General features: G+C 34.2%; 1 protein-coding gene. It reads right to left on the bottom strand.

The window, feature by feature from the left end; genetic code table 11:
• Window positions 1-381, bottom strand: a 381-nt coding sequence (thyA, locus tag ACRCJ0_RS18790) for a thymidylate synthase (RefSeq protein ID WP_431391720.1), incomplete at its 3' end; no start/stop codon positions are given.
• Window positions 382-567: the final 186 nt, after the last annotated feature.

Raw genomic sequence — 567 nt, 5'->3', positions numbered from 1 at the left:
ACAAAATTCTTGTTTCACTTCTTGATAGATCTTTTTAAATTCTGGGTCAGCGTCAGCTCGTAAACCAAAGTCCGTCATATCTGGTCCTTGATAAGCATCAGATTCAACCCAACGCTTAAATGCCCATTCATCCCAGATATGATTGTTATTTTCTAGTAAATAGCGGATATTGGTATCCCCTTTTAGGAACCATAACAATTCACTCTTGATTAAACCAAAAGGTACTTTTTTAGTCGTTAATAAAGGAAATCCTTCGCTTAAATCAAAGCGCATTTGGTAACCAAAAACTGATCTGGTACCTACACCCGTACGGTCGCTCTTATCTTGTCCATTATCTAAAATGTGCTGTAGAAAATCTAAGTATTGCTTTGCCAAACTCATTGCCCCCTAATTTAATTTGAATCAACTTCTTGTTTTTTTATTTCATCATAAATTTTCTGATACTAATTTTCTAATGTAGATAGGTATTCCCAGTAGCTCATTTTTTCAAGCAAATCATTTTCTTTGCTATCTTTCTCTAATTGCAATTCAGATAGTTTGCCGTAATCATTTCCGTTTTCGTTCATT

It is taken from the genome of Aerococcus sp. L_32 (assembly GCF_050689315.1).
Note: the sequence above shows the minus strand (reverse complement) of the source record. Positions and strands in the feature narration are given on the sequence as shown.